Source organism: Serpentinimonas raichei, assembly GCF_000828895.1.
GTDB classification, from domain to species: Bacteria; Pseudomonadota; Gammaproteobacteria; order Burkholderiales; family Burkholderiaceae_C; genus Serpentinimonas; species Serpentinimonas raichei.
Genome location: NZ_AP014568.1, coordinates 1,246,337 through 1,270,985, shown reverse-complemented (window position 1 = coordinate 1,270,985; position 24,649 = coordinate 1,246,337). Strand labels below are relative to the sequence as shown.

Annotated in this window: 20 protein-coding genes; 7 read left to right on the top strand and 13 right to left on the bottom strand. The window is 64.6% G+C overall.

Annotated elements, in window-relative coordinates:
• Nucleotides 1-66: 66 nt before the first annotated feature.
• The 4 genes from SRAA_RS05950 to SRAA_RS05935 are packed head-to-tail and all read right to left on the bottom strand — an operon-like array spanning nucleotide 67 to nucleotide 5,360.
• Entirely contained in the window at nucleotides 67-1,392 is a 1,326-nt protein-coding gene (locus SRAA_RS05950; RefSeq protein WP_052467505.1) for a sulfate adenylyltransferase subunit 1, read from the bottom strand.
• Complete coding sequence (cysD, locus tag SRAA_RS12850) at nucleotides 1,392-3,077, bottom strand: sulfate adenylyltransferase subunit CysD (protein ID WP_082039940.1); 1,686 nt, start codon at nucleotides 3,075-3,077, stop codon at nucleotides 1,392-1,394. Before cysD ends, SRAA_RS05950 begins: the two co-directional genes overlap by 1 nt.
• On the bottom strand, nucleotides 3,074-3,502 hold the full coding sequence (locus SRAA_RS05940) for a DUF934 domain-containing protein (protein WP_045531450.1): 429 nt from the start codon (nucleotides 3,500-3,502) through the stop codon (nucleotides 3,074-3,076). Before SRAA_RS05940 ends, cysD begins: the two co-directional genes overlap by 4 nt.
• Before the next feature lie 28 nt (nucleotides 3,503-3,530).
• Nucleotides 3,531-5,360, bottom strand: coding sequence for a nitrite/sulfite reductase (locus SRAA_RS05935; protein ID WP_045531449.1), 1,830 nt, complete (start codon nucleotides 5,358-5,360; stop codon nucleotides 3,531-3,533).
• A 265-nt stretch (nucleotides 5,361-5,625) separates the two neighbouring features.
• Between SRAA_RS05935 and SRAA_RS05930 the strand changes: the two genes are divergently transcribed.
• On the top strand, nucleotides 5,626-7,479 hold the full coding sequence (locus SRAA_RS05930) for a PHA/PHB synthase family protein (protein WP_082040088.1): 1,854 nt from the start codon (nucleotides 5,626-5,628) through the stop codon (nucleotides 7,477-7,479).
• Here the strand turns inward: SRAA_RS05930 and mnmC1 are convergent.
• The 7 genes from mnmC1 to SRAA_RS05895 all read right to left on the bottom strand — a co-directional run bounded on the left by mnmC1 (nucleotide 7,457) and on the right by SRAA_RS05895 (nucleotide 15,528).
• Nucleotides 7,457-8,692, bottom strand: coding sequence for an FAD-dependent 5-carboxymethylaminomethyl-2-thiouridine(34) oxidoreductase MnmC1 (gene mnmC1, locus SRAA_RS05925; RefSeq protein WP_231849347.1), 1,236 nt, complete (start codon nucleotides 8,690-8,692; stop codon nucleotides 7,457-7,459). The genes SRAA_RS05930 and mnmC1 overlap by 23 nt on opposite strands.
• A gap of 27 nt (nucleotides 8,693-8,719) precedes the next feature.
• Nucleotides 8,720-8,995 carry an oxidative damage protection protein gene (locus SRAA_RS05920; protein ID WP_045531448.1) on the bottom strand — a complete coding sequence of 92 codons (276 nt, stop codon included), beginning with the start codon at nucleotides 8,993-8,995 and terminating at the stop codon, nucleotides 8,720-8,722.
• 131 nt (nucleotides 8,996-9,126) lie between these two features.
• Nucleotides 9,127-11,898: a DEAD/DEAH box helicase family protein gene (locus SRAA_RS05915; protein ID WP_045531447.1), complete on the bottom strand. Its 2,772-nt coding sequence runs from the start codon at nucleotides 11,896-11,898 to the stop codon at nucleotides 9,127-9,129.
• Entirely contained in the window at nucleotides 11,895-12,968 is a 1,074-nt protein-coding gene (locus SRAA_RS05910) for a virulence RhuM family protein (protein WP_045531446.1), read from the bottom strand. The genes SRAA_RS05915 and SRAA_RS05910 overlap by 4 nt, the downstream gene beginning before the upstream one ends.
• The gene (locus tag SRAA_RS05905) at nucleotides 12,965-14,647 is read right to left on the bottom strand and encodes a site-specific DNA-methyltransferase (protein ID WP_045531445.1); all 1,683 of its coding nucleotides are present in this window, start codon (nucleotides 14,645-14,647) and stop codon (nucleotides 12,965-12,967) included. The genes SRAA_RS05910 and SRAA_RS05905 overlap by 4 nt, the downstream gene beginning before the upstream one ends.
• A gap of 117 nt (nucleotides 14,648-14,764) precedes the next feature.
• Nucleotides 14,765-15,259 carry a GNAT family N-acetyltransferase gene (locus SRAA_RS05900; RefSeq protein WP_045531444.1) on the bottom strand — a complete coding sequence of 165 codons (495 nt, stop codon included), beginning with the start codon at nucleotides 15,257-15,259 and terminating at the stop codon, nucleotides 14,765-14,767.
• Complete coding sequence (locus SRAA_RS05895; protein WP_045531443.1) at nucleotides 15,256-15,528, bottom strand: type II toxin-antitoxin system TacA family antitoxin; 273 nt, start codon at nucleotides 15,526-15,528, stop codon at nucleotides 15,256-15,258. Before SRAA_RS05895 ends, SRAA_RS05900 begins: the two co-directional genes overlap by 4 nt.
• Before the next feature lie 197 nt (nucleotides 15,529-15,725).
• Here SRAA_RS05895 and SRAA_RS05890 point away from each other — a divergent pair, with 197 nt between their 5' ends.
• Nucleotides 15,726-16,349: a DUF6806 family protein gene (locus tag SRAA_RS05890; protein ID WP_045531442.1), complete on the top strand. Its 624-nt coding sequence runs from the start codon at nucleotides 15,726-15,728 to the stop codon at nucleotides 16,347-16,349.
• 48 nt (nucleotides 16,350-16,397) lie between these two features.
• Here SRAA_RS05890 and SRAA_RS05885 read toward each other — a convergent pair whose 3' ends face one another.
• Nucleotides 16,398-17,948, bottom strand: a complete 1,551-nt coding sequence (locus SRAA_RS05885) for a fumarate hydratase (protein ID WP_045531441.1) — start codon at nucleotides 17,946-17,948, stop codon at nucleotides 16,398-16,400.
• A 170-nt stretch (nucleotides 17,949-18,118) separates the two neighbouring features.
• On the opposite strand from SRAA_RS05885, the gene acs reads away from it, so the two are divergent.
• Nucleotides 18,119-20,113 (top strand): acetate--CoA ligase, encoded by a 1,995-nt coding sequence (acs, locus tag SRAA_RS05880; protein ID WP_045531440.1) that lies wholly within the window; start codon nucleotides 18,119-18,121, stop codon nucleotides 20,111-20,113.
• Nucleotides 20,114-20,292: 179 nt separating this feature from the next.
• Here acs and SRAA_RS05875 read toward each other — a convergent pair whose 3' ends face one another.
• The gene (locus tag SRAA_RS05875; RefSeq protein WP_045531439.1) at nucleotides 20,293-20,616 is read right to left on the bottom strand and encodes a c-type cytochrome; all 324 of its coding nucleotides are present in this window, start codon (nucleotides 20,614-20,616) and stop codon (nucleotides 20,293-20,295) included.
• A gap of 126 nt (nucleotides 20,617-20,742) precedes the next feature.
• Between SRAA_RS05875 and SRAA_RS05870 the strand changes: the two genes are divergently transcribed.
• From SRAA_RS05870 to panD, 4 genes are all read left to right on the top strand, one after another.
• Nucleotides 20,743-20,976 carry a TIGR04438 family Trp-rich protein gene (locus tag SRAA_RS05870; protein WP_045531438.1) on the top strand — a complete coding sequence of 78 codons (234 nt, stop codon included), beginning with the start codon at nucleotides 20,743-20,745 and terminating at the stop codon, nucleotides 20,974-20,976.
• Nucleotides 20,977-21,017: 41 nt separating this feature from the next.
• Complete coding sequence (nadA, locus tag SRAA_RS05865; protein ID WP_045531437.1) at nucleotides 21,018-22,115, top strand: quinolinate synthase NadA; 1,098 nt, start codon at nucleotides 21,018-21,020, stop codon at nucleotides 22,113-22,115.
• Between the two features lie 106 nt (nucleotides 22,116-22,221).
• Entirely contained in the window at nucleotides 22,222-24,153 is a 1,932-nt protein-coding gene (gene thiC / locus SRAA_RS05860) for a phosphomethylpyrimidine synthase ThiC (protein ID WP_045531436.1), read from the top strand.
• 104 nt (nucleotides 24,154-24,257) lie between these two features.
• On the top strand, nucleotides 24,258-24,638 hold the full coding sequence (gene panD / locus SRAA_RS05855) for an aspartate 1-decarboxylase (protein ID WP_045531435.1): 381 nt from the start codon (nucleotides 24,258-24,260) through the stop codon (nucleotides 24,636-24,638).
• The last annotated feature ends 11 nt before the right edge of the window (nucleotides 24,639-24,649 follow it).

Here is a 24,649-nt window from a genome sequence, read left to right as displayed (position 1 = left end):
TTTAGGGCTTTGGCGCGCGGCCGGGCTCATGCCCTGCTTTGCCAGAGGTCAAAGCCCGCCGGGGCTTCAATCCAGCAGCACGGCGGCGGCGGTGCGGTGGCTGGCGCTGTCCACCAAGATCAGCGCTCCGAGCGCGCGCGACCGCGCGTAGGCCACGCTGGGCAGCGGCGCCTGCAGTTGCAGCTCGACGCGGCCGATGGCGTTGGCTTCCAGCCGTTCGGCCTGCACTTGCTCCAGCGTGTGGATGTCGAGCCGGTGCAGCACCCGCACCACCTTGGCCTTGACCCAGCGGTGCTGGTGCAGCGCCCAGTACAGGCGGCCGGCTTGCAGCGGCTCGTCGTCGAGCCAGGCGAGGGTGGCGCTCAGGTGCTGGCGCGCCGGGTAGGCGGTGGCTTCGTTGGGGGCAGTACTGGGGGCGCTGGCCAGCAGCCAGTCGCCGCGCGACACGTCGAGCTCGCGCTCCAGCAGCACGCCCGCGCTGTGGCCCGCCGCCACGGCCTGCGGCTGGCGGCAGCGGTTGAGCACCTGCGCCACACGGGCGCGCTGGCCGCTGGGGAAGATCTGCACCTCGTCGCCGGCCTGGATGCGCCCGGCCGCTACCCGGCCCCAAAAGACGCGCCGCCCGCTGGGGGAGGATGCCACGGGCAGCTCGCCGGCCCCCACATCGGCGGCACCGGGTTTTTCGACCCACTGCACCGGGAACGCCAGCGCGGCCTCGGGTGGGGGGGCGGTGTTGGGCAACTGCTCCAGCACTTCGAGCAGGGTGGGGCCGTGGTAGCCGCACCAGCCCTCGTGCAGGTGGCCGCGATCGACCACGTTCCAGCCCTTGAGCGCCGATATCGGCAGCACGGCGTGCACCGCCAGCCCGGCCTGCTCGGCAAAGCGCTGCAAGGCGGCGCGGATGTGCGCAAAAGCCAGCGCGGCGTCGGCCACCGCATCGAGTTTGTTGACGGCAAACACCAAGCTGGGCACGCGCAGCAGGTGGCAGAGCAGGGCGTGGCGGCGCGTTTGCGCCAGCAAGGTCAGGTCGGGGCGCTGCCAGTCGAGCTTGGTGGTATCGACCAGCAGCACGGCGGCGTCGGCGCTGGAGGCGGCCGTGACCATGTTGCGCGTGTACTGCTCGTGCCCGGGCGCGTCGCCGATGATGAACTTGCGCCGCTCGCTGCTGAAGTAGCGGTAGGCGACGTCGATCGTGATGCCTTGCTCGCGCTCGGCGATCAGGCCGTCGGTCAGGCGCGCCAGGTCGATTTGCTCGACCGCGCCGGCGTTGCTGTAGGTGACGCCGGCCAGGTGGTCTTGCAGCACCGCTTTGCTGTCGAGCAGCAGGCGGCCGATGAGCGTGCTCTTGCCGTCGTCGACCGAGCCGCAGGTGATGAAGCGCAGGGCGTCCATTAGAAATATCCTTCGAGTTTGCGTTTTTCCATCGAGGCCTCGCTGGTCTGGTCGTCCATGCGGGTGGCGCCGCGTTCGCTCAGTTGGGCGTTGAGGGTCTCGGCGACGATCTGCCCCGCGGTGGCCGCCGTGCTGGCAACCGGGCAGGTGCAGGTGATGTCGCCCACGGTGCGAAAGCGCACGCTGCACTCGAGCACCTGCTCGCCCGGCAGCGGCGGGGTGAGTTCGGTCACGGGCACCAGCAGGCCGCGGCGCTGCACCACCTGGCGCAGGTGCGCGTAGTACAGGCTGGGCAGGGCGATGCGCTCGCGCTCGATGTACTGCCAGACGTCGATCTCGGTCCAGTTGCTGATCGGGAACACACGGAAATGCTCGCCCGGTTGCAGCCGGGTGTTGTAGAGGTTCCAGAGTTCGGGGCGCTGCGCTTTGGGCTGCCACTGGCCGAAGGCGTCGCGGTGGCTGAACAGGCGCTCTTTGGCGCGCGCTTTTTCTTCGTCGCGCCGGGCCCCGCCGATCAGGGCGTCGAAGCGAAATTCGTCGATCGCTTCCAGCAGCGTGACAGACTGGTGCGCGTTGCGGCTCTGCCCGGGGTGCGCCAGCCGCACGCTGCCACGCGCCATCGAGTCCTCGACCCGGCGCACGATCAGCTCGGCCCCCAGTTCGTGCGCGCGCTGGTCTCTAAAGGCCAGCACCTCGGGGAAGTTGTGGCCGGTGTCGATCATCAGCAGCGGATAGGGCAGGCGGCCCTGGCCAAAGGCTTTTTCGGCGCAGCGCAGCAGCACCAGCGAGTCTTTGCCGCCGGAAAACAGCAGCGCCGGGCGCTCGAAGGCGGCGGCGACTTCGCGCAGGATGAAAATGGTTTCTTCCTCCAGCGCGTCGAGCTGGCTGTTGTCGAGCCGCGGCGTAGCCGCATGCGGCTCGCCTTCCTTGGACGCATGCAGGCCGCATTCCTTGGCGTTGTCTTGTTCCCACCACCAGCGCCCGGCACGAAAATCTTCCCCCACGCTGACGGCGCGGGTGCAGGGCGCGCAGCCGATGCTGGGGTAGAAGCGGTCGTGCAGCGGGTTGTAGTCGAGGCTGTGGTGGGCGATGTGGTGCCAGACATCGCCCCAGCTCCAGTCGGCCAGCGGGTTGAATTGCAGCAGCCCGGCGCTGGGCCGATCGGCGCGCGCGGGGTCGAGGTCGCTGCGGTCGATCAGCGGCACCTCGGCGCGGGTGGCGGATTGTTCGCGCCGCAAACCCGTAATCCAGCCCCGTTGGCCGTGCAGCGCCCGGCGCAGCGGCTCGACTTTGCGGATGGCGCAGCAGGCCTGGCGCAGCGCCACGCTGCGGCGCATGGCGTCTGGGCCTTCGCGCTCCACGAAGGCCTCGGCGGCACCGGCTTGCGGGCGGTAAATTTGCACCGGTTGCGCGCTTGGCTGTGCCGCGCGAGCCTCGGTGCGTGCCAGCAGTTCCAGCGTTTCGGGGTGCAGGGTGCCGGTGTCGAGCACCAACATCGGGATCGGCAGATCCAGGGTTTCGATCAGGTGCCGGATCACCACGTCTTCGGCCCCCAGGCTGGAGGCTTGCACCAGCGGCTGGAATTCGCGGGCGGCTTGTTGCAGCAGGGCGCGGCTGCGCGCCAGCTTGGCCTCGAAATCGGCGCTGGGCTGGGCCTGCTGCAGGGCCAGTTGGGCGTTGCTCATGGGTGCGCTCCGGTGGCGGTGGGGGTGGCGGCAAAGCGCGGCAGCGGCTGCTTCGCGTCGCCCTGGTAAAAGCCGTCAAACTGCTGCAGCAGGCGCTGGCCGTGCGCCGGGTTCTGGTCGGCGCGCAGCAGCGCTTCGTCAAAGCCGCAGCGCTGCAGTTGCAGCAACTGATCGATCAGCACCTCGCCGGTGGCGCGCAGCAGGCCCCGGTAGCCCAAACGGCGGCGCAGCAGCACCGCCTGGCTGTAGGCGCGGCCGTCGGTGAACTTGGGGAACTGCAAGTCGATGCGCTGCACGCCTTGCAGGTCGTGCGCCTGCGTACCCGCGAGGGGCTCGGCCAGCAACTCGAAATCGGGTGCCAACGTGAGCACGCTGCGGGGGTCGGCCGGGGCCGCTGCGGCCTCGTGTGGAGTCAAGAGTTTCATGGGGGAAAATCCAGATCGGGGGGATTGATCAAAGCGCCTCGGCGGCCGGCTCTAGGCTGCGTGCGGTGGCCACGCGCACCGCGTTGGCGGCGGCCTTGAAGGGTTCGTGGCCGAGGCGTTGCAGGGTTTGCTGGAAGCGCTCACCCGGCGTGCGCAAGGCCTGGTAGGTTTCCAAAATGGCTTCGATCGCGTCGCAGACCTCGCTGGCGGTGAAGGCGGGCCCCAGCACCTTGCCGGTTGCGGGCGCGCCGCTCAGGCGCGAGCCGTCGGAGCCGCCCAGGGCGATCTGGTACCACTCCTGGCCGTCTTTATCGACCCCCAAGATGCCGATGTGGCCGCTGTGGTGGTGGCCGCAGGAGTTGATGCAGCCGCTCAGGTGCAGGTCGATCGGGCCGAGGTCGTGCAGTTCGTCCAGGTCCTGGTAGCGCTGGCTGAGCGCTTCGGCGATGGTGAGCGAGCGCGCGTTGGCGAGGTCGCAAAAATCGCCGCCGGGGCAGGCGATGAGGTCGGTGAGCAGCCCGATGTGCGCTTGCGCCAATCCAAGGCGGCGTGCTGCGCGCCAGAGCTCGGGCAATTCTTCGCAGCGCACCCAGGGCAGCAGCAGGTTTTGCTGGTGTGTCACGCGCACTTCGCCGGCGCTGTAGCGTTCGGCCAGTTCGGCCACGGCGTCGAGCTGGCTGGCGCTGGCGTCGCCCGGGGCCTGGCCCAGGCGCTTGAACGAGAGCGTGACGGCGCGCAGCGCCGGGTTCTGGTGCGCGTGCACGTTGCGCTGCAGCCAGCGCTCGAACTCGAGGTCGTCCTCGGCGCTCAGGCGCAGCAGGCGCGCCACGCGCTCGTCGGCGCAGGGCTGGCTACCTAGTCGCTCAGGGGGCGCAAAGCAGGCGCTCACGCGCTCCAATTCGGCCGCGCTGATGGTGTGCGGGGCCCCGTCTTGCAGCACGATGCGCTGGTACTCGGCCTGCACCTCGTCGAAAAAACGCTGCCCTTGGGCGCGCACCAAAATCTTGATGCGCGATTTGTACATATTGTCGCGCCGGCCCCAGGCGTTGTAGATGCGCACCAGCGCTTCCAAGTAGTTGAGCAGTTGATCCCAGGGCAAAAAATCGCAAATGGTGCTGGCCAGCACCGGCGTGCGCCCCATGCCGCCGCCCACCAGCACCTTGAAGCCCAGCGCGCCGGCCGCATTGCGCCGCAGTTGCAGCCCGACGTCGTGCCAGTGCAGCGCGGCCCGGTCTTCCAGTGCGCCAACGATGGCAACCTTGAACTTGCGCGGCAGAAAGGCAAACTCGGGGTGCAGCGTGCTCCACTGGCGCAGGATTTCGGCATAGGGGCGCGGATCGGCCACTTCGTCCGGCGCGATGCCGGCCAGTGCGTCGGTGCTGATGTTGCGGATGCAGTTGCCGCTGGTCTGGATGCCGTGCATATTCACGCTGGCCAGCAGCTCCATCACCTCGGGCGCATGGTCGAGCGCGATCCAGTTGAACTGCACGTTTTGGCGCGTGGTGAAGTGGCCGTAGCCGGTGGCTAAGCGGCTGGCGATGGCGCGGCCGTCGCGCAGTTGCACCGTGCCGAGCCGGTTTTGCGCCGCCACCGCCCCCTGAAACACCGCCGCACCGGGCTGGTCGTACTCGCGTGCAATGCGCGCCAGCACCCGCACTTGCGCGCTGGAAAGCTCGCCGTAGGGCACGGCCACGCGCAGCATGGGGGCGTGGCGCTGGATGTACCAGCCGTTTTGCAGCCGCAGCGGCCGGAAGGCCTCGTCGGACAAGCTGCCGTCGCGGTGCCGCTGCCACTGGTCGCGGAACTGGGCCGCGCGCTGGCGGATGAACTGGCGGTCGAAATCGGTATATTGGTACATGGAGCGCAGTCTAGGAAAAGGGGTGGCCGTGTACGCGGCTTGGAGGCGGATGTTAGCGTGGCCTTAATAAAATCAAACTACTGTTTTTTTATAGAACTGCATAATTAGGTTATAAAGAAACCTTGCAGTACCCATCCCTGCTCTCTGACTCACCCCTTGCCAGCGCCTGCCGCTGCAGCCACCCCTTGCGTGCATGGCCGCAGTAGGTCATGATTCGGACATCGTTGTGTCACCAGACCATGCTATTTTTCACCCCATGAACACCATGAGCCGAAACGAAACCCTATACCCGCCCGGCAGCACGGTGCCTGCGGTCGACCGGCGCGGAGCCAGCGAAAACGTCGCCGCCCGCAGCGCGGCGGCACTGGACGCACAAGCCATGACCCAGATGGCCCATTGGACCTCTGGCGTCTCGCCGATTTCGCTGGCTTTGGCGTGGACCGATTGGGCGCTGCATCTGGCCTCCTCACCCGGCTCACAGGCGCGCTTGGCGCGCCGTGCGGTCGAGCAAGGCATGCGCTGGACGCAAGATTGCACCAAGGCAGTGCTGCCCGTCGCGACGCCGCAACCCAGTGCGCCAGCCGACAATCCATTCGATGAAATGCTCGATGACGACAGCCGCTTCAGCGCCCCCGAGTGGCACAACTGGCCTTGGCGGGCGCTGGCAACGGCCAATATCGTGAACGAAAAGTGGTGGCAAGAGGCCAGCAGCTTGCGCGGCATGCAGGACCACAGCCGCCACCAGATGCACTTTTACGGGCGCCAGTTGCTCGATCTGGCCTCGCCCAGCAACTGGCTCTGGAGCAACCCGCAGGCGTTGCAAGCGGCGTGGCGCAGCGGCGGCCAGACGCTGGTGCGCGGCATGGGCATGGCGCTCGACGAATGGCGCCAGCAAAAAGGCTTGCCGGCGCTGCGCTCCAATGACGCCAAGCTGGGCGTAGGTCGCGGCTTGGCCATGACCGAGGGCGAGGTGGTGCTGCGCAACAACCTGATCGAGCTGATCCAGTACCGCCCCAGCACGCCCGAGGTGCAGGCCGAGCCGGTGCTGATCATCCCCTCATGCATCATGAAGTACTACATCCTCGACTTGTCGCCGCACAACTCGATGGTGCGCTGGCTGGTGGCGCAGGGGCATACGGTGCACATCGTATCGTGGCGCAACCCCGATGAAAACGACGCCTTGCTGGGCATGGACGATTACGTGCGCGACGGCGTGCTGGCGGCGCTCGATTTCATCCACTCGCGCGACCACGAGGCGGTGCACCTGGTGGGCTACTGCCTGGGTGGCACCTTTGCCGCCATTGCGGCAGCGGCGCTGGCCGGGGGCGATGCGGTGCTGAGCACGCACGATGCGCAAAACCCCGAATCGCCTTTGGCCAGCCTGAGCCTGTTGGCCGCCGAGGTGGACTACACCGAACCAGGCGACATGGGGGTGCTGATCGACGAAGCGCAGGTGCGCTTGCTCGAAGACCTGATGGCCAGCAAAGGTTTCCTGACCGGCAAGCAGATGGCGGCCTCGTTTCAGTTCCTGAATTCGCGCGATTTGGTCTGGTCCAACCAAACCAAGCGTTGGTTGCTGGGTGAGCAGGACTTGCCCAACGACCTGATGCTCTGGAACGCCGACGTCACGCGCTTGCCGGCGCTGATGCACAGCCAGTACCTGCGCGGCTGCTACTTGAACAACGATCTGGCCGAAGGGCGCTACCTCTATGAGGGGCACCCGATCTCGCTGCGCGACATCCGCACCCCGGTGCTGGCCGTTGGAACCGTCAAAGACCACGTGGCCCGGTGGCGTTCGGTGTACAAGGTGCACCGTTTGGTGTCGGGCGAGGTCAGCTTTGCCCTCACCAATGGCGGGCACAACGCCGGCATCGTCTCGGAGCCGGGGCGCCCGCGCCGCCATTACCACTGGTTGCACAGTCCCGCGCACCAGACGTGGCGCACGCCCGACGAGTGGCTGGCGCAGGCGCCGCGCTTTGAGGGCAGTTGGTGGCCGGCTTGGAGCCAGTGGCTGGGCGAACAAGGCAGTGGTCGCAAGGTGGCGGCGCGCACACCGCTGCACGACCCGGCCTTGGGCGCTGCACCGGGCCAGTACGTCAGGGTTTGCTACGGCGACTGAAGCGCTGCGCCAGCAGCATCTGCGCCAGCCGTGGCTCCAGCGGCCACGGCTCGCCGTGCAACTGCGCCGCCAGCACCTCGCCGGCCAGCACCGACAGCGTCAGGCCGCGCGCGCCCAGCCCGGTGAGCACGTGCAGCCCGGGCCAGCGCACGGCGTCCAGCACCCCCACGGCGGGCAGCCGGTCGGGCAGGGTGCAGCGCACGGCGGCCCAGCCTTGGGCGGCATGGAAAGCGGGCTGCATCAGCGTGCCCAAGCGCGGCAGCAGGCGCTGCAAGCGCGCTTGGTTGGCGGCGTGGTCGGCCTCGGTCACGGCCGCCGAGGTGTTGCCGCGCTCGAAGGTGGAGCCCACGATCCACATCGGCGCGCCGCTGGGGCCGTTCATGCCATGCAAAAAGCTGCCGTAGCCATTCACCGGCCACGGCGGCAAGGCGGCGCGTGCCGCTGCCGGGAGATCGTCTAGCAGGCCCCAGCTCACTTGGCCGCGCAAGGCGTGCAAGGGCAGGGGGCTGCCTGCCCAATCGGTGCTTGCAAGAAGTCCCCGAACGGCAAAGCCGGCTGCCAGCACCACCCATGGCGCTTGTGCCAAGGTTTGCCCTTGGGCGTCGAACAGCGCCCAGCCCTCGGGCGTGGGCTGCAAGCGTGCCACCGAACAACCCCCACGCCACTCAATGCCGGGCTGCGCCAACTGAGCTTGCACCAGCCGCGCCGGCCGCATCCATGCGCCACAAGGGTGCCACAGGGCGCTGGTGGCGGGTTGCAGTTGGTCGAGCTGCGCCAGGGCGAGGCGCTCGGGGCTGGCCTCCACGCTCCAGCCTTCCATCCCGTTGGGGCGACCCGGGGCGCAAGGCGGCAAGGCGCGTGCATGTTCCACCCGGCGCTCAAGCACGCCCGTGGCGGCCCAGTCGGTGCCATCGGGCAGCAGGGCTGCCAAACGCGCCAAGGTGGCGCTTACCCCAGCGCGGCTGATGCGCGACAGCGGTGCATCGTCGGGCGACACATGGGGGGCGACCAAGCCCGCAGGCAGGGCCGAGGCCCCGGCGGCCGGCGCAACAGCGGCGTCGAGCACCTGCACCTGCCAGCCGCGCTGCGCCAGGCTGTAGGCAGCGGCCGAACCGGCCAGCCCGGCCCCCACGACCACGGCGCGGCGCGGCTGTGCCAGCAGCGCCGCTTGTAAGGGCGCCGGTGCAGCTTGTGCGCCTACAGGATTTGACACCTTGCGGCCCTGCGGTAGCGGGGCCGTTTAGCGCGGGCTGGGCGGCACGTAGCCGGCGGCCTGGTCTGCGCCCGAGCCAAAAAAGTGCTGCTCCATTTGTCGCGCCAGGTACTGGCGCGCCCGCGCATCGGCCAGATTGAGCCGGTTTTCGTTGACCAGCATGGTTTGGTGCTTGAGCCAGTCGGCCCAAGCCTGTTTGCTGACCTGTTCGTAGATGCGTTTGCCCAGTTCGCCCGGGTAGGTGGGGAAATCCAAACCCTCGGCTTCTTGGCCGAGTTTGATGCATTGAACCGTGCGTGTCATGGGTGCGGTGTCCTTCAAAGTGCGGTGGTGCGAGAGGCTGTGAGAGGGTGCGACTTTAGCAAGCTTTGGCCGCGACGCGGCGAGCCGCGATGAGATGCACACAGCGCGTTCAGGGTGTGCTGTTCTTTGCCTCAGTTCTGCACTTCGAAGCGCAAAAAGTCGGTGAGCCGCTTGGATTCGGCGATCTCGTCGTGCGGCACCAGCAAGTACCGCCACGGTTTGGTGCCGACTGTGGCCGCGTGATCCGAAGCATGCTGGCACCAGCGCGCAGCCGCCGCAGCTTTCGCCTGAACCTCTTGGGTATCTAGGTCGGCTCTGGCCTTGGTTTCCACCATGAAGATGATCGAGTCCGTTTCCGCCACGAAGTCGGGGATGTACTCCGGCTGCTCCGTGCCCAGCTTGTAGTAAATCTGGAACTGGCCCTTGGCAGGCTTGAACCACTTCGACGCGTCGCGCTCCAGGATGACAGCGAAGCGACGTTCCGTGTCGGAGTCGAACCTCTGCAACGGGTAGAGACAGCGTGCGAAGCCCCCGAACAGCATCTGTTTGATCCGGCCCAGCTCGGTAACGGTTTCCCGAAAGTGGTGCGCCGCCTGACCTGCGCTGGCCGTGTAGTTGCAGGTTTTCAGCTCCGTGAAACCACGGCTGACCTGCACCTCGTACTCGGTCGCTTCCTCCCAGAAGTGCGCCATCATCTGCGCGTGAATTTCACGAGCGATCAGGCGGCGATCCCGATCCAGCACGTTTCTGGCATCCGCCTCCGATAGGTAGCCCAACAGGTGCTGCACCATCTGCCCAGAGAGCTCATAGAGCAGATCGGCGTGCGTGAAGTAGTCGATGTCGTCGAAGTCCACCAGCGCGTGGACGAGGCAGTCCTCCAGCCGCTGCGCTTCGAGGCCGACTTCCGACCCCAGCGTATCCTGCTCGTTGGTGTGCAGGTTGTGAATGATGATCTCGCGCTCGCCGGGCTGAAGATGCAACCGAGCGACGTCGAGCTTGAACGGGTGAAAGCCCGTGCTGACCTCGCCGCTTGGCACCACTGCAATGCGGGGAATGTCGATGGTTTGCTGGACGACGATCTCGGTGGTCTTGGCCACCACGGCCGAGAGGTCGAGCGCAGGCATGCCGTCGTCGGCACCCGCCAGCAGCTCACCTTGGGCAGGCTTGAGGCGCTCGGTCACCTCAGCCAATATGGCCGCCTGCACTTCTGCGTTGAGCAGTGCGCCGCTGGTCGGGACGAGATCGCGCTTGACCTCGTACTGGCCGATGACCTCCATCACAACGCGAGCGGCTTGGCGCTCGCGCTCCGTAGCGAATACGGGCACGGGTGAATTTGACCAGTGGGGGCTGGCCGGGGCCGTGCCCGCGTGGGTCGGGGCGCTGGCCGCTTGCATCATGACAATGGGCGCATCGGCAAGCCCCAGCCGCGTCATCGCACCCGAGCCGACTTGGACGCTCACCTTCTTGTCGTCGGCGCTCGGTGCTTCGAGAATCACCTGTTGCAGCCTGATCGGTGAATCGCCCCGGTTGGCTTCGTCGATGATTTCCTGAAACCTATCGTGCGCGACGATGTTGAGGCGATCAACCGCTGCCACGCCGGTCCGTTTGCCATAGGGCAGCCGCAGCCCACGGCCAATGGACTGCTCAATCAGCGTGCGCGCATTGGCCGCACGCAAGGGCACGATGGTGTAGAGGTTGGTCACGTCCCAGCCCTCTTTGAGCATGTTGACGTGAATCACGATCTCGGTCGGCTCGTCCACGCTTTCCACTGCGAGCAGGCGCGTGATCATCTCTTCTTCTTCCGCGCCGGTGCGGCTGGAGTCAACCTGGATCACCTTGCCCCGATAGCGCGCATCAAAGAAGGCCTCTGATTCCAGAAGCGCCAACAGTTGCCCGGCGTGGGTGGTGTCGCGCGCAATCACCAGCATGAACGGCTTTACCACCTTCACGCCGCCGCTTCCACTGTTTTGGCGGGCGTAGGTCAGCAGTTCCACCTTGGTGGTTTCGTGCAGGCGCACGCCGTCCTCCAGTTTGACCTTTTCGATCTCTTCGGGCGTGTGCGCCTTGGCGTCGAAGTTGCGCTGGGTCACGGCAGCGGGCTCTTTGACGAAGCCGTCTTCCATCGCTCGTGCCAACGGGTAGTCCATCACCACGTTTTTGAACGGCACCGGGCCGCGATTGGATTCCACGAACGGTGTCGCCGTCAGCTCCAGGCCGAACAGCGGCTTGAGCTCATTGATGGAGCGCACCCCCGCGCTGGCGCGATAGCGGTGCGACTCGTCCATCAGCAGCACCAGGTCGGGCAAGTTGGCCAGATGGTTGAAGTAGCTGTCACCCAGCACTTCCTTCATCCGCTTGATGCGCGGCTCCTTGCCGCCACGCACCTCGGAGTTGATCTTGGAGATGTTGAAGATGTTGATGCGCACATCGTGGGCAAAGCCCACCGTCTGATCCTGCACCACCGCGCCGGTTTGGTCGTAGTTGTCGCCAGTGATGATCAGCGGGGGCTGTTGTGCGAACTCGGCGATCCCCTTGAAAACGTACTTGGGCGTGTTGCGCGTGAAGTCGGCGATCAGCTTGTTGTAGATCGTCAGGTTCGGGGCCAGCACAAAGAAGTTGTTGATGCCGTGCGCCAGATGCAGGTAGGCGATGAAGGCGCCCATCAGGCGGGTTTTGCCAACACCGGTGGCAAGCGCGAAGCACAAGGAGGGAAACTCGCGCTCGAAGTCTTGCAAGGTCGGAAATTCTGCCTTGAGGGTAGCCAGGATGGATGGCACATCCTGGGCGTGGCCGAGCAAATTGGGCGCGGCTTCGATGGCGCGCACCAGCTTTGCCAACGACTCGGCCTGCGGCGGGCGCAACGACAGGCGCCCGGTCACGTGGTTTTGTACGCGTGCGTTCATTGGTTCCCCCCTGCTTTTCGTGGTAAGGCGCTTTTGCTCTGCTGAATCTGCTTCAGCGGCTTGGCAATGGCTGCCTCAAAGTCTTGTTCCACTTTCGACGGCAACGTGCGCATGTGCTGCTGGTGCTGCTCATACACTGCCTGCGCCCTAGCCAGAGCCGCATCCGCCGAGACCTTGCCCGCATGGGTCAGAATGTCCTGGCGCGTCATGCGCAAAAAATGGTCCAACTCCACAGCCCAGTCCCGCATGGTCATGGCCTGTTGCGCACTCGCCTGCAACTCGGCCACCTCAAGATAGGCTGTGACGATGCGGTTGAGCGTATCCAATTCTTGGGCGTTCAGGTAGTTCTTGGCAATCGCCGCATCCGTCATGCGCGGCGGCCCACCCCTGCCCTGCGCTTGCCAACTGGTCAAGCCCATCTGCGGTGCCTGCGCATCGGCGCGCAGTACGATCAGCTCTGCGGCCGTGTGTCCATGCGCCGCCCAATGCATCTTGTTTTGCACTGTGGCAAAGAACTGCTTCGATGTTTCCGTGTTCGGGTCGTAGTCGATGCTGGTGGCGTAAATGTCCAGCACCTTGCGCCAAAATATTTTTTCGGATGAGCGAATGTCGCGGATCCGCTCCAGCAGCGCGTCGAAATAGGCACTGTCTTGCCCGCCCTTGAAGCGCTCGTCATCCAGCAAGAAACCCTGTTCCAGATAGCTGCGCAGTTGTTCCGTGACCCACCGGCGGAACTGCGCCCCGCGGTGCGAACGCACCCGGTAACCCAGTTGCAGGATCACTTCGAGGTTGTAGTGATCCACCAGCCGTTCCACATCCCGTGTGCCTTCGCGGGCAACTATTCGGAATTTCCGAATAGTTCGATCTGCCGGCAACTCCGCATCCTGAAACAGCACGCGCAAATGACCATTGACGGTCGGCACGCTCACCTGATACAGATCGGCCAATTGCTTTTGTGTCATCCAAACCGTCTCGCCATGGAGCCGCAACTGAACCCGCGTCTGGGCATCTTCGGTCTGATACAGCAGGAATTCACTTGGCCCAACAGTGGGCTGGGGCTTGTTGTTCATTGCGCCACCTCACCGCCCGTGCCACCAAACAAATCAAGGGTCCGGGCATTCCCGCGCGGGTCACGCGCGGGCACCTTGTCCGCGGCTTCAGGTTTTGCCATCGGCAGATTGGCCACATTCAGGCTGTAGTCGTCGTGGCCCCATTCGCAGCGGGCCAGCACCATCTTGGGAATCTTCTTGAGCGTCAGGTTCGGCCAGCGCTCCGACGCCTGGGCTGCCGTGACACCGTGGAAGGCGGCACAGCACACGAGCAGGCTTTGGTCGCTGCCGACCTCGTCGGAGAGCGCTTGCAATTGCTCTGCGGACAGGTTCTGCGTGGTCACGTAGATGAAGTCGCGTTCGCTGGAGTGGCCGTGCTGCCACCAAATGACCTCTGAAGGTGCGTAGGTAAAGCCCTCCAGCTTGCAAAGCGCTTCTGCAAGGTGGGTCGCGTTGTATTCCGGATTGATGACCGGATTGCCCCAGCGGTCGTTGACGATCAGGCTGGGTGCCAGATGGTAGTACCGAAAGCCGCCGCCGCCTTGCCATCCAACGCTTTCCGTGATGCCGCCTTTGTCTTCGCCATTGATGACTTTTTGCAGACGTGGGATGATGTGCGTATGGCAATGCTCACCGAGTTCAATCATGATCCAGCGGCGGCCCATTTTGTGGGCGACTGCGCCGGTGGTGCCGGAGCCAGCGAAGGAGTCGAGAACGAGGTCGCCGGGGTTAGTTGCGATGCTTAGAACGCGATGAAGAAGACGCTCAGGCTTGGGTGTTGCAAACGGATCGCTTGGAATCAAGATTTTTTGCTCTTTACGAGATTCATCGTTGTGCCCCGTTTCGTCAAATGTCCACCAAGTTGTTGGTACGACCCCTTGTTGAACCTCTGAAAGATATCGTTTCAATTGCGGAGCACCGTTCCCGCCCCGCCCAAAAAAAACACGTCGTTCATCAACCAGCACTTGCATCCTGTCTTGACTGGTCATCCACGCTCGACCTGTAGGTGGCGCGTATGAAATACCTGTTTTAGGATTGGTAATTTCATATAGATACGCTTGAGATATTGTTTTTACGCTCAAGTTGTCCGTTCGCCAGGGGCCACGTCCGTCATGATCATTATACTTATAGAGGTCATTTTGCTTTTCGGAACGAGGCAATATATTTCGCGTCATGGCCCCACTTTTTGAAAATACCAAAATATGGTCATGAGAGGGAGGAATGCCCTTGGCATCACTGGAAACCGAATATTTTTTCTGCCAAACCACATTGGCAACAAAATTTCGTCGCCCAAACACCTCGTCACACAAAACCTTCAAGTAGTGAGCTTCATTGTCATCAATCGTGATCCATAGCGAGCCGTCCTCGGCCAACAGGCGATGAATTAGTTCCAGCCGATCCCGCATCAATCCGAGCCAAATCGAATGCTCCAACCCATCGTCGTAATGCGTAAATGCGCTACCGGTGTTATACGGCGGATCGATGAACACGCATTTCACTTTGCCCGTGAATTCCTGTTCAAGTGCCTTCAACGCGAGCAGGTTGTCACCAAAGATCAGTCGATTGTCAAAGATGTCCTTGTCCGACACCCGGTGTTTGGCGTGGTAAGACTTTTCCGGGTCTTCGAGCAAAATGCGCGGCTCCAGCTTGGGCCGCTTTTCCTTGCCGATCCAGGTGAGTTCGAGTTTTTGTTTGCTCATCAGCAGGGCTCCAGCTTTTCTTTGGCGCAGGCCGTACCGGCCTCAATGGAATGTGGCTGCCAAGTCTGGCTAATTCGCCCACATTCATTCCTTATTGGTTATGGGCTGCAGGCCCGATCAAGCCTTGACGGAGTGCAAGCGCAACATCAGCGTCATCGAATGGAGCGGCGATGCCTGAAAACCGCAGTGTTCGTAGAACGTCTTGGCGCGCTCGTGTAGGGCGTGCACCAGCAGGGCCCGAACACCGGAGTTGTGCGAAACCGCCACCGCCCGATGCACGGCGTCTTGCAGCAAGGATGCTCCAAGCTTGAGGCCTTGGGCCCGATGGTCAACGGCCAGTCGGGCCAGAACCATCACCGGAACCGGATCTGGCATGTTGCGGCGCACGGCGCTGGTGGCGGCCTGGTGCGAGACCGCGCCCGCCGCCATCGCGTAGTAGCCGAATACGCATTGCGCGGCATCGGCCACGACGAAGGTACGGCTGGCTCCACCCAACTGGTTGGACAGAGCGCGGCGCTTGAGCCATTCGTCCAATGTCGCTTCGCCACAAGCAAAGCCATCCAGCCGATGGGCCGTGGCCAGTGGCTGCGGCGCACTGAGTTGCAAACTCATGCGGCGCCGCTGCCCCAAGGCGCCTTGACCGCCATGAGGCGTTCCAGCCCGGGATTCGGGCCTGGGGGCGCATCGAGCATGGCCGTGAACTGCTGGAACTTGTCGGCATCGAGGCTGAAAAAGACCCGATCCAGCACCACGGCCTGAGCGCGGTCGCAGGCCGCTTCGAGCATGAAGTCCGAACGGCTCTTGCCGAGCAGGCTGGCAGCGTGATCGATCAGATTGCGCTGTTCGGGCAGGGCCCGCAGGTTGATGGCGGCGTCACGCATGGGCGGCTCCTATTGGTGCATACACAACAGATACGCAGATTATCACCGCATGTGTAGCCGATGTCAATACGCGACAGGATGTGTGGTGCCAAAACCGGCCTTGAGCCAGTGGACGCCCACGCATAGCAGGGCATACAATCTAGCCCTGATATGAGGGGCTGGTTTTTCAAGTGCCCATTATTTTTGCGAGCAAGACCATGAGTCAACAACACCCCCCTTTTGAGATTCACGTGCACGGCGACGTGCCCCTGCGCGAAGAGGTGGACTACCCGCAGATTCAAGACGCGCTCAAGCCCTTGTGGAAATACGTGGGCGCGCGCTCGCTGGTTGACGCCGCGGCCAGCCAGTACGAAGAAGAGCCCGGCATCCGCTTCGAGGCCAAAGAGCGCATGTTGCAGATTTGCTGGACCCTCGAAGGCGACGAAGATTTTCGCCTCGCCATCGACGAAGCCTGCATGGGCCTCAACGAAATCGCCGCCACTGGTGCCGCGCTCGAAGTCTCGTTTTACGACATTGAGTTCGATGAAGAAGACGCCCCCGAAGACGAAGAAGCGCGCGATGATTTCGTGCTGTGCTTCGTCGGCCCGACACCGGCGGCGATCATGCAGGTGCAGCGCGATTTGCTGGTGCAAGACGTGGTCAACCTGATGGAGCGCCACTTCGACGCCTCCGAGTTGGGCGATGTGGTGGCTGCTATCGACCGTCTGTTTGGCAGCCGCTTCGACTCGCTGGTGAGCTCGATGCAACTGGGCCGCCCGCCACGCGGCTCCGGCCCCAGCGGCGGACATGGCGGGCCGCGCAAGCCGCGCCATCTGCACTAGCCGCCGCGCTGCCTAGGCCCACAAGGGCCCAGGGCCGCCGCCGCAAGGTCAGCCCACCGCCAGCGCAATGCCCTTGAATTCGCCGCTGGCGATGCGCTGGCGCCATTCGGCCGGGCCGCTTTCGTGTACGTTGTTCCCGTTTGAGTCAACGGCCACCGTGACCGGCATGTCTTGCACCTCGAACTCGTAGATGGCTTCCATGCCGAGGTCGGCAAAGCCCACCACCTTGGCCGATTTGATCGCCTTGGCCACCAGGTAGGCGGCCCCGCCCACTGCCATGAGGTAGGCGCTGCGGTTGTCTTGAATCGCCTGCACCGCCACCGGGCCGCGCTCGGACTTGCCGATCATGGCGATCAGTCCGGTCTGCTCCAGCATCATGCGCGTGAACGGGTCCATGCGGGTGGCGGTGGTCGGGCCGGCGGGGCCCACCACCTCGTCGCGCACCGGGTCCACCGGGCCCACGTAGTAGATCACGCGGTTGCGAAAATCCACCGGCAGCGGCTCGCCCTTGGCCAGCAGGTCGGCGATGCGCTTGTGCGCGGCGTCGCGCCCGGTGAGCATCTTGCCGTTGAGCAGCAGCTTGTCGCCCGCCTTCCAGTTCGCCACTTCTTCCTTGCTCAGGGTGTCGAGCTGCACCCGTTTGGCGGTTTGCAGGTCGGGGCTCCAGCTCACGGCGGGCCAGTCGGCCAGCTTGGGCGGCTCCAGCCGGGCCGGGCCGTTGCCGTCGAGGTAAAAATGCACGTGCCGGGTGGCGGCGCAGTTGGGAATCAGGGCAACCGGCAGCGAAGCGGCGTGGGTCGGGTAGTCGAGGATTTTCACGTCCACCACCGTGGTGAGCCCGCCCAGCCCCTGCGCCCCGATGCCGAGCGCATTCACCTTCTCGTACAGTTCCAGCCGCAGCGCTTCCAGGCGCGTGAGCGAGGCCCCGGCGCGCTGGCGCTCGATCAGCTCGTGCATGTCCACCGGGGCCATGAGCGACTCTTTGGCCAGCAGCAGCGCTTTTTCGGGCGTGCCGCCGATGCCCAGCCCCAGTATGCCCGGCGGACACCAGCCCGCGCCCATGGTGGGCACGGTTTTGAGCACCCAGTCCACGATCGAATCCGAGGGGTTGAGCGCAGCGAACTTGGCTTTGTTCTCGGAGCCGCCGCCCTTGGCGGCACAGATCACCTCGACCTGGTCGCCCGGTACGATCTCGAAATGCACCACCGCCGGCGTGTTGTCGCGCGTGTTTTTGCGCGCGCCGGCCGGATCGGCCAACACCGAGGCGCGCAGCGGGTTGTCCGGGTTCAGGTAGGCGCGGCGCACGCCCTCATCGACCATTTGTTGCAGGCTCAGGGTGGCGTCGGGCCAGCTCACCTTCATGCCCACTTTGAGGAATACCACGGCGATGCCGGTGTCCTGGCAGATCGGGCGGTGCCCTTCGGCGCTCAGGCGCGAGTTGCTCAAAATCTGCGCAATCGCATCCTTGGCCGCCGCCCCCTGCTCGCGCTCCCACGCGCGCCCGAGCGCCTGGATGTAGTCCAGCGGGTGGTAGAAGCTGATGTACTGAAAGGCGTCGGCGATCGAATCGATCAGGTCTTGCTGGCGGATGGCGGTCATGGTGTGGGAACTCGCTAAAAAAACAGTTGATCCAAGCCCAGAGTGTAATTAGTGTAGAAAATTTGCGCGACCGCCATTTTCTGGCGATGATGTCGGGTGTAAGAGCCTCGTCAGAGAGCATGCGCACAGTTAACGGTTGTCGTTTTTTACCACCAACAGAGGAGCCTTCCATGCCTGAGTCATCGTCTGCCATCGAGTCCACCCTTGTCGAAAACCGGGTGTTTGAGCCCAACGCCGCCACGGTGGCGGCCGCCCGCATTGGCGGAATGGATGCCTACCACGCCCTGTGCGCCGAGGCCGAGCAGGACTTCGAAGGTTTCTGGGCCCGCTTGGCTCGTGCAGGCTTGGTCTGGCACAAACCCTTCACCGAGGTGCTCGACGAGTCCAACAAGCCCTTTTACAAGTGGTTCCAAGACGGCGAGCTCAACGCCTCGGCCAACTGCCTCGACCGCCACATGGGCACCCCGACCGAGCACAAAACCGCCATCATCTTCGAGGCCGACGACGGTGCCGTGACCAAAGTCACGTACAAAGAACTGCTGGCCAAAGTGAGCCAATTGGCCAATGCACTCAAGGCCATGGGGGTGCAAAAGGGCGACCGCGTCGTGATTTATATGCCCATGACCGTCGAGGGCGTGGTGGCGATGCAGGCTTGTGCGCGCATTGGGGCCACGCACAGCGTGGTGTTCGGCGGCTTTTCGGCCAAGGCGCTGCAAGAGCGCATCCAAGACGCCGGTGCCGTGGCCGTGATCACCGCCAACTACCAGATGCGCGGCGGCAAGGAGCTGCCGCTCAAAGCCATCGTCGATGAGGGGCTGGCCTTGGGCGGTTGCGATTCGATCAAAAACGTGGTGGTGTTCCAGCGCACCGCCAGCGCCTGCAACATGGTGGCCGGGCGCGATGTGCTGATGCACGAAGTCATGGCCGCGCAGTCCAGCGAATGCGCGCCGGTCATGGTGGGGGCCGAGCACCCGCTGTTCATCCTTTACACCTCGGGCTCCACCGGCAAGCCCAAGGGCGTGCAGCACAGCACCGCGGGCTACCTGCTGTGGGCCAAGCAGACCATGGACTGGACCTTCGACCTCAAGGACAACGATGTGTTCTGGTGCACCGCCGACATCGGTTGGGTCACCGGCCACAGCTACGTCGCCTACGGCCCGCTGGCGGCTGGCGCGACGCAGATCGTATTCGAAGGCGTGCCCACCTTCCCGCACGCCGGCCGCTTCTGGCAGACCATCGAGAAGCACCGCTGCACCATTTTCTACACCGCGCCCACGGCGATCCGCTCGCTCATCAAGGCCGCCGAAACCGACGCCAAGGTGCACCCCAAAAACTGGGACCTCACCAGCCTGCGCATTCTGGGTTCGGTGGGCGAGCCGATCAACCCCGAAGCCTGGATGTGGTACTACCGCAACATCGGCGGCGAGCGCTGCCCGGTGGTGGACACCTTCTGGCAGACCGAGACCGGCGGCCACATGATCACCCCGCTGCCGGGCGCCACCCCGCTGGTGCCGGGTTCGTGCACGCTGGCGCTGCCGGGCATCATCACCGCCGTGGTCGATGAAATGGGCAACGACGTGCCCAACGGCCAAGGCGGCATTCTGGTGGTCAAAAAGCCTTGGCCTTCGATGATCCGCACCATCTGGGGCGATCCGCAGCGCTTCAAAAAGAGCTACTTCCCAGAAGAACTCAAAGGCTACTACCTGGCCGGCGACGGGGCCGTGCGCAGCATCGACCGGGGCTATTTCCGCATCACCGGCCGCATCGACGACGTGCTCAACGTCTCGGGGCACCGCATGGGCACGATGGAGATCGAGTCGGCGCTGGTGGGCAAGACCGACTTGGTGGCCGAAGCCGCCGTGGTGGGCCGCCCAGACGAGCTTACCGGCGAGGCCATCGTGGCTTTCGTGGTGCTCAAGCGCCCGGTGCCCACCGGCGACGAAGCCAAGGCGCTGGCCACCGAGCTGCGCAACTGGGTGGCCAAAGAAATTGGCCCGATCGCCAAGCCCAAGGAAATCCGTTTTGGCGAGAACCTGCCCAAAACGCGCTCGGGCAAGATCATGCGCCGCCTGCTGCGCTCGCTGGCCAAGGGCGAAGCGGTGACGCAAGACACCTCGACGCTGGAAAACCCGCACATCCTGGAGCAGTTGTCCAAGAGCAACTGAGGCCACTGGGGCAGCCGATGCGCGGCAACCGGCTGGTGGCGGCTGCCTTGGATGGCGGCGCCCCTGTCGGTGCGCGCATCCGGTGCCGGGTGTAAACAAAAGGGGCCCTTCGGGGCCCCTTGACTTTGTTGGCACGGCTTTTGATCCCGCCGGCGGCGGGGCAAAGCGCTCAGCGGTGGTTAGCGGTGGCTTAGCGACCAGACCGCCAAGCGCCGCGCATCGGCTTCGCTCAGGCGTGGGTTGGCGGGCATCGGCACCGGGCCCCAGACGCCGGAGCCGCCGCGTTGGATCTTGACCGTCATGCGCGCCACGGCATCGGCTTGGCCGGCGTAACGGGCTGAAATGTCACGAAACGAGGGGCCGACCATGCGCCGATCGACGGCGTGGCAGGCCATGCAGCCGCTGGAGCGAGCGAAAACGGCCTCATCGGCCAAGACCGGAACCGTGACGGCCGGCAGCGTGACCAAGGTGGCGGCGGCAAGGGCAAACAAGGTGCGTTTCATGGCTGACTCCTGGGTATGGTGGGAATTGAAAGGCTTGTGGACACGATTTTAGCGACAACTGCGCCTTTGAAATGGTGTAATTACGTCTGGTTGCAATCGATACGGGCCGCGTTACAGGAGCATGCAATGGCTTTTCTCATTTTGGGATTGATTTTCTTGGTTTTGAAGCTGGCCGGGGTCGATCCAGTGGCGCAATGGAGCTGGTGGTGGGTGCTGAGCCCCTTTGCGCTGGCGGCGCTGTGGTGGTTGTTGTCCGACCTGTCGGGCCGCACCAAGCGGTTGGCGATGCAGGAAGACGCGCAGCGCAAGGCCGACCGCATCAGCGAGAGCAAAAAACGCCTATATGGTATGAAGAAATGAGCGGCGCCGAGGCCGGCGCTCTGAGGGACAATGTCGGTCCTATGGATCCACGCATCACAGTCGATTTCGAGCAACCCGCTTGCAGCACCCGCCACGCTTGGGCCCGGGTGCCGGTCGAGCCCGCCCCAGATGAGCGCCAAGCCTTAAAGGCACAAATCCGGCACCTGTTGCGCCAGCGCAACGCAGTCATGGTCTCGCACTACTATGTGCATCCGGATTTGCAAGATTTGGCCGAGGAGACCGGCGGCCTGGTGAGCGACAGCCTGGAGATGGCGCGTTTTGGGCGCGAGCACGCAGCGCAAACGCTGCTGGTGAGCGGCGTGCGCTTCATGGGCGAGACGGCGAAAATTTTGTCGCCGCACAAAACCGTGCTCATGCCCGACCTCGATGCCACCTGTTCGCTCGACTTGGGCTGCCCGATCGACGACTTTGCGGCCTTTTGCGACCAGCACCCCGAGCGCACGGTGGTGGTCTATGCCAACACCAGCGCAGCCGTGAAGGCGCGCGCCGACTGGCTGGTGACTTCGAGCTGCGCCCTCGACATCGTGCGCACGCTGAAGGAGCGCGGGCACAAAATCCTCTGGGCGCCAGACAAGCACCTGGGCGCCTACATTGAGCGCGAAACCGGGGCCGACATGCTGATGTGGAAGGGCTCGTGCATCGTGCACGACGAGTTCAAGGCTTTTGAGTTGCAGGAGCTGATGCGCCAGCACCCAGCGGCCAAGGTGCTGGTGCACCCCGAAAGCCCGGCCGACGTGGTGGCCCTGGCCCATGCGGTGGGCTCGACCAGCGCCATTTTGCGCGCGGCGCAGCAGTTCGAGGCCAGCGAATTCATCGTCGCCACCGACGCAGGCATGCTGCACAAGCTGCGCACGCTCAACCCCGGCAAGCGCTTCATCGAAGCCCCCACCGCGGGCAACAGCGCCACCTGCAAGAGCTGCGCCCACTGCCCCTGGATGGCGATGAACAGCCTGGCCGGGGTGGTGCAGGCGCTGCAAAGCGGCAGCGGCGCCATCGAGGTGCCGGTCGACCTGATCGAGCGCGCACGGCGGCCGATCGAGCGCATGCTGGCCTTCACGGCAGCACAACGGGCCGGTCACGATGCCGGGGCGCTGGTGCCGCACCTGGGCGCGGCCTGAGAGCCGGGGGCCGATTGGCATGCGGCAAATAGCCCTAGCGGGCAGCCACCGGCCCTAGCCTTCGATAATAGCGCGCGAGCACAACTTTAGAAAGAACGCCTTTTCCATGAACGCCCCCGCCGAACCCTTTCTGGCCAGCGCCGCCCAAGTGGACCAAGCCGCCATCGCGCCGCTGCCCAATTCGCGCAAAATCTACGTGCCCGGTTCGCGCCCTGATGTGCAGGTGCCGATGCGCGAGATCAGCCAGTCCGACACCCCGGCCAGTCTGGGGGCCGAGCCGAATCCGCCCATTTTTGTGTACGACTGCTCCGGCCCCTATGGCGACGCGGCAGCGGCGGTCGACATCCGCCACGGTCTGCCGGCGTTGCGCCAGCGCTGGATCGAGGAACGCGCCGACTCCGAGGTACTGGGCGGCCTGAGCAGCGCCTTTGGGCGCGAGCGCGCCGCCGACCCCAAGCTCGCGGCGCTGCGCTTTCCGGGCCTGCAACGCCAGCCGCGCCGCGCCCGCTCCGGTGCCAACGTGACGCAGATGCACTACGCGCGCCGCGGCATCATCACGCCCGAGATGGAGTTCGTCGCCATCCGTGAAAACCTAAACCGCCAGCACTACGTGCAGAGCCTGCGCGCCGCCGGCCCCACGGGCCAGCGCATGGCCGAGGTGCTGCTGCGCCAGCACCCAGGGCAGCATTTCGGGGCCAGCCTGCCCGAAGAAATCACGCCCGAATTCGTGCGCAGCGAAGTCGCGCGCGGGCGCGCCATCATCCCGGCCAACCTCAACCACCCGGAGAGCGAGCCCATGATCATTGGCCGCAACTTCTTGGTCAAGATCAACGCCAACATCGGCAACTCGGCGCTGGGCTCCTCGATCAACGAGGAAGTGGACAAAATGACCTGGGCCATCCGCTGGGGCGGCGACACGGTGATGGATTTGTCCACCGGCAAACACATCCACGAAACGCGCGAGTGGATCGTGCGCAACAGCCCGGTGCCCATCGGCACGGTGCCGATCTACCAGGCGCTGGAAAAAGTGAACGGCAAGGCCGAGGAGCTGAGCTGGGAGATTTTCCGCGACACCCTGATCGAACAGGCCGAGCAGGGGGTGGATTACTTCACCATCCACGCTGGGGTGCTGCTGCGCTACGTGCCGCTCACGGCCAACCGCCTGACCGGCATCGTCAGCCGCGGTGGCTCGATCATGGCCAAGTGGTGCCTGGCGCACCACCGCGAGAGCTTCCTCTACACCCATTTCGAGGACATCTGCGAGATCATGAAGGCCTACGACGTGGCCTTTAGCTTGGGCGACGGCCTGCGCCCGGGCAGCATCTACGACGCCAACGACGCCGCCCAACTGGGCGAGCTGCGCACGCTGGGCGAGCTGACGCAGGTGGCCTGGAAGCACGATGTGCAGGTGATGATCGAGGGGCCCGGCCATGTGCCCATGCAACTCATCAAAGCAAACATGGATTTGCAGCTTGAGCAGTGCCACGAGGCGCCGTTTTACACGCTCGGGCCACTGACCACCGACATCGCGCCCGGCTACGACCACATCACCAGCGGCATCGGGGCGGCGACCATCGGCTGGTACGGCACCGCCATGCTGTGCTACGTCACGCCCAAAGAGCACCTGGGGCTGCCCAACAAGCAGGACGTGAAAGAGGGCATCATCACCTACAAGCTGGCCGCCCACGCCGCCGATTTGGCCAAGGGGCACCCGGGAGCGCAGATACGCGACAACGCGCTCTCCAAAGCGCGCTTCGAGTTTCGCTGGGCGGACCAGTTCAACCTCGGGCTGGACCCGGACAAAGCGCGCGAATTCCACGACGAAACCCTGCCTAAGGATTCGGCCAAGGTGGCGCACTTTTGCTCCATGTGCGGGCCGCATTTTTGCAGCATGAAAATCACCCAGGAGGTGCGCGACTACGCCGCCGCCCAGGGCATAGACGAAACGCAGGCGCTGGAGCAGGGCATGCAGGCGCAGTCGCAGGCGTTCCGGCGGGCCGGGGGCGAGGTTTATATTCCCTTGCAGCGGGTGGACTGAGCCGTTGCCCCAGGCGGCGCGCTTTCTGTCACAATCGCGCCGGTTTTGCGGCTACTTTGTGCCGTGCTGTAGTGCGGCCTTTGCGCCGCCCGGAGTCCTGTCCTATGTTTCGCACCCTGCTCAAATCAAAAATTCACCGCGCCGCCGTCACCCACTGCGAGCTGCACTACGAGGGCTCGTGCGCCATCGACGAAAACCTGCTCGAAGCCGCCAACTTGTGCGAGAACGAGCAGATCCACATTTGGAACGTGAACAACGGCGAGCGCTTCGTCACCTACGCCATCAAGGGCGAGCGCGGCAGCGGCATGATCTCGCTCAACGGCTCGGCGGCGCGCCGGGCGGCGGTGGGCGATTTGGTGATCATCGCCGCCTACGCCCAAGTGCACGAAGACCAGGTGGCGCGCCACGAGCCGCAACTGGTGTTTGTGGATGCGCAGAACCGCCAGACCGCGCTGCGCCACCACGTGCCTACGCAGGCGCTCTGAGCAGGGTGGGG

What these genes read in the sequence shown, in the direction of transcription:
- SRAA_RS05875 (WP_045531439.1), bottom strand. Translation starts at nt 20,616, where the DNA reads ATGAAACGCACCTTGTTTGCCCTTGCCGCCGCCACCTTGGTCACGCTG.
- SRAA_RS05900 (WP_045531444.1), bottom strand. Translation starts at nt 15,259, where the DNA reads ATGAGTTTGCAACTCAGTGCGCCGCAGCCACTGGCCACGGCCCATCGG.
- SRAA_RS05870 (WP_045531438.1), top strand. Translation starts at nt 20,743, where the DNA reads ATGGCTTTTCTCATTTTGGGATTGATTTTCTTGGTTTTGAAGCTGGCC.
- SRAA_RS05910 (WP_045531446.1), bottom strand. Translation starts at nt 12,968, where the DNA reads ATGAACAACAAGCCCCAGCCCACTGTTGGGCCAAGTGAATTCCTGCTG.
- SRAA_RS05950 (WP_052467505.1), bottom strand. Translation starts at nt 1,392, where the DNA reads ATGGACGCCCTGCGCTTCATCACCTGCGGCTCGGTCGACGACGGCAAG.
- SRAA_RS05930 (WP_082040088.1), top strand. Translation starts at nt 5,626, where the DNA reads ATGAGCCGAAACGAAACCCTATACCCGCCCGGCAGCACGGTGCCTGCG.
- SRAA_RS05935 (WP_045531449.1), bottom strand. Translation starts at nt 5,360, where the DNA reads ATGTACCAATATACCGATTTCGACCGCCAGTTCATCCGCCAGCGCGCG.
- nadA (WP_045531437.1), top strand. Translation starts at nt 21,018, where the DNA reads ATGGATCCACGCATCACAGTCGATTTCGAGCAACCCGCTTGCAGCACC.
- cysD (WP_082039940.1), bottom strand. Translation starts at nt 3,077, where the DNA reads ATGAGCAACGCCCAACTGGCCCTGCAGCAGGCCCAGCCCAGCGCCGAT.
- SRAA_RS05920 (WP_045531448.1), bottom strand. Translation starts at nt 8,995, where the DNA reads ATGACACGCACGGTTCAATGCATCAAACTCGGCCAAGAAGCCGAGGGT.
- SRAA_RS05885 (WP_045531441.1), bottom strand. Translation starts at nt 17,948, where the DNA reads ATGACCGCCATCCGCCAGCAAGACCTGATCGATTCGATCGCCGACGCC.
- SRAA_RS05895 (WP_045531443.1), bottom strand. Translation starts at nt 15,528, where the DNA reads ATGCGTGACGCCGCCATCAACCTGCGGGCCCTGCCCGAACAGCGCAAT.
- SRAA_RS05915 (WP_045531447.1), bottom strand. Translation starts at nt 11,898, where the DNA reads ATGAACGCACGCGTACAAAACCACGTGACCGGGCGCCTGTCGTTGCGC.
- thiC (WP_045531436.1), top strand. Translation starts at nt 22,222, where the DNA reads ATGAACGCCCCCGCCGAACCCTTTCTGGCCAGCGCCGCCCAAGTGGAC.
- SRAA_RS05905 (WP_045531445.1), bottom strand. Translation starts at nt 14,647, where the DNA reads ATGAGCAAACAAAAACTCGAACTCACCTGGATCGGCAAGGAAAAGCGG.
- panD (WP_045531435.1), top strand. Translation starts at nt 24,258, where the DNA reads ATGTTTCGCACCCTGCTCAAATCAAAAATTCACCGCGCCGCCGTCACC.
- SRAA_RS05940 (WP_045531450.1), bottom strand. Translation starts at nt 3,502, where the DNA reads ATGAAACTCTTGACTCCACACGAGGCCGCAGCGGCCCCGGCCGACCCC.
- acs (WP_045531440.1), top strand. Translation starts at nt 18,119, where the DNA reads ATGCCTGAGTCATCGTCTGCCATCGAGTCCACCCTTGTCGAAAACCGG.
- SRAA_RS05890 (WP_045531442.1), top strand. Translation starts at nt 15,726, where the DNA reads ATGAGTCAACAACACCCCCCTTTTGAGATTCACGTGCACGGCGACGTG.